General features: G+C 69.0%; 3 protein-coding genes and 1 pseudogene. All 4 read right to left on the reverse strand.

Annotated features, from left to right (window positions below):
• Window positions 1-399 precede the first annotated feature (399 nt).
• Complete coding sequence (locus D7V93_RS41325; RefSeq protein WP_208723321.1) at window positions 400-852, reverse strand: hypothetical protein; 453 nt, start codon at window positions 850-852, stop codon at window positions 400-402.
• On the reverse strand, window positions 849-1,523 hold the full coding sequence (locus tag D7V93_RS41330) for an anti-sigma factor family protein (RefSeq protein WP_244237815.1): 675 nt from the start codon (window positions 1,521-1,523) through the stop codon (window positions 849-851). The genes D7V93_RS41325 and D7V93_RS41330 overlap by 4 nt, the downstream gene beginning before the upstream one ends.
• A gap of 84 nt (window positions 1,524-1,607) precedes the next feature.
• Entirely contained in the window at window positions 1,608-2,222 is a 615-nt protein-coding gene (locus tag D7V93_RS41335) for an RNA polymerase sigma factor (RefSeq protein WP_199729177.1), read from the reverse strand.
• A 63-nt stretch (window positions 2,223-2,285) separates the two neighbouring features.
• Window positions 2,286-2,751 (reverse strand): annotated as a pseudogene (locus D7V93_RS45545) (Immediate early protein ICP0); the annotation flags it as partial.

Consider the following 2,751-nt stretch of genomic DNA (forward strand, 5'->3'; position numbering starts at 1 on the left):
GCCCTACCGTCCCGCCGTCCTGCGCTCTGACCCAAGAGCAACTGCCGTGCCGGGCCTCAACTCCGCGTCTTCCGAGGGAAGAAACCTCGGACCTGCTCCGGCGGCCGGGGAAGGACTGACATTCTTTCAGCCCCCCTTTCAGGTACTTCCGACCGTTTTCTTGCCCTGGGGAATGAAACCCACTTCTCCCCACGTCGAGGACGCGACGGAGCCCTCCCACGCCAGGGAGGCCGCGGCACCCACGCAGGGGTGGATGTGCGAGGGCCAGAGAAGATTCAGGAGGTGGGAGCCTGACGTGGGGGCCGCCCGGGGAGCAGGGGGCCATCAGCCGTGTCAGGGAATGCTTCCCGGACGGCGCCTGCCCGAAGGCGGCGCACATCCGTCGCTACAGGTACGACCCTACTTCGACGGCGGGACCAGGACGAGGATGAGGTCCCCGCCCACGTGCTTGCCGGCCTTCTGGTACACGGCGCCCTGGCGGCCCAGTTCCACCTCCACGGACGACTGGTTCGGGATGATGACGCGCAGGGTGGCGATGCCGTCCTTCATGCCCAGCAGCTGGAGCGACGCGTTGGTCCCGTTGGGCAGCTTCACCTCGGTGGGCTTGGGGGCGGCCACCTCCACGGTGTCCAGCGACATGCGCTTGAAGGACGTGAAGCTGAAGTTCTGCTTCTGGAACGCCTCCTTCATCTTGTTGAGCTCCGCGGGCTCCACCGCGGTGCCCTTGTTGGAGGCGAGCACCACCTCCACCTGCACCTTCACCTTGGCGTCCTGGGCGAGGGCCACCGCCGGCCCCAGCGTCAGGGCCACGGCGCACAGCACCGCCAGCACCGCCCAGCTCTGCTTCGTCATAGCGCTCCTCCCGTGGGTCGCGGCGTCGCGGGCGTGACCGCCGGCGGCTGCATCCCCTGGCCGTCCGACTGCCCACCCAACTCCTCCACCTCCACCTCGTCCAGCTTCTTCGGCTGGCCCGAGGCTCCGGACCCGGTGCCGGGCGCGGCGTCGGGGGCCTGCTCCTGCTCGTCCACCATCCAGATGATGGAGCCGCCGCCTTCGGTCTCCATCACCACCGGGGCCACGCGGGCGCCCTGGTAGGACTGGATGGACTTCACCGTCATGCGCTCGGCGGCGTAGCCCTCCGGGGCCCGGTCGCGCAGCAGCAGGGGCAGCGCCACCAGGAGCACCACCGCGGCGGTGGCCAGCGAGGAGAGCATCGCGGTGCGCTGGTAGAGGAACATCTCCGACAGGGCCAGCTTCATCCGTTCGATGAGCGGCGGCTTCTCCGGCGTCACCCGGGCCATCACCTTCTGGGTGAAGTCCTTGAAGTCGACGTCGTCCACCGCCATGTCCAGGCCCACCCGGAGCAGGCCGGATTCGGCGCGCAGGTCGGCCGAGCGGCCGGTGCAGTCGCGGCAGGCCGCCAGGTGGCGCTCCACGTGGACGCGTTCCGCGGGGGCGAGTTCGCCGTCGATGTAGGGAGACAGGAGCGGGACAAAACGGTCACACGCGGGATTTCCGGCCATGCTCTTCACCCTGCGGGATGGTGGGAATGCAGCGGTGGGACGCGGCCCCCCCCACAGATATTCGAGGGGGATTGCAGGCACCCCTCACTCATTGCCCACCCCGCTCTTGGCTTCGTCCAGCTCCAGGTATTCGCTGAGGATTTTCTGCACCTTGGCGCGCGCGTGGAACAGGCGGCTCATCACGGTGCCCTTGGGAATGTCCAGCGTGCGGGCCAGGTCCTCGTAGGACATGCCCTCGATTTCGCGCAGCAGGAGGATGGCGCGGTGCTTCTCCGGCACCGTGGCCAGGGCCTCCTGGATCTTCTCCGCCAGCTCCTTGCGCAGGGCGCTCTTCTGGGGATTGGTCCCCAGGCGGCTGCCGAGCGCGCCGATGCGGGCCTCGGAGACGTCCATCTCCTGGGTCTCGTCGAACTCCACCTGCTCGCCACCGCCCCGGCGCTTGCGGAGCACGTCGATGCAGATGTTGGACGTGATGCGGTAGAGCCACGTGTAGAAGGACGCGTCGCCCTTGAAGTGGTCCAGGTACTTGTAGACCTTGACGAACGCCTCCTGGGAGACGTCCATCGCTTCCTCCTTGTCCTTCAGCATACCGAGCGCAACGGCGTACACCTTGCGCTGGTAACGCTCGACGAGGAGCTTGAAAGCGCGCTGGTCCCCGCTGCGGACGCGCTTGACGAGTGTGAGGTCGTCGGTGGCCAAGAGAGTGCGGCACCGTACCACAAGCCTGCACAACCCCAAGCGTTCCGAACAGCCTCCTCGCTTCTAGAGGGAGCTGACGAGGGCTATGACCGCCAGCGCGACGCCCGCCATGGCCAGCACGGCCCCGAAGACCATCCGGTCCCACTGCCCTTCGGAGACGGCGTCCTCCTCGTCCGGGCCGGCGCGGAAGCGGTGGAGCACGTTCCAGAGCATCTGGGCGCCCAGCTTGCGGTCGGAGCGGCTCCGGTCCCGGTCGTCGCCCTGCAGGGGATGGCCCTGCTCGTCCCGGCGGATGAACGGGGCGGGGATGGGCTGGTAGAGGCCCGGCGTCATCGGGGCGGCCTGCTCGGAGTGCCGCACGTCGGGCGGGGGCTCCAGCTGGACGTCCTTCGCGCGCTCGCGGGCCTCGGCGGGCGAGGGCGCGTCCAGCACCCAGAGCCCCGCCTCCACGCCCGTCTGGCCGGAGTGGGCGTCCTGGAGGCCGGCGAAGCCCTGGTCCTTCATGGCCTGGGCGAAGGCGGCCTTCGCC

The sequence above is a fragment of the Corallococcus llansteffanensis genome, assembly GCF_003612055.1.
In the GTDB taxonomy this organism is placed as follows: Bacteria; Myxococcota; Myxococcia; order Myxococcales; family Myxococcaceae; genus Corallococcus; species Corallococcus llansteffanensis.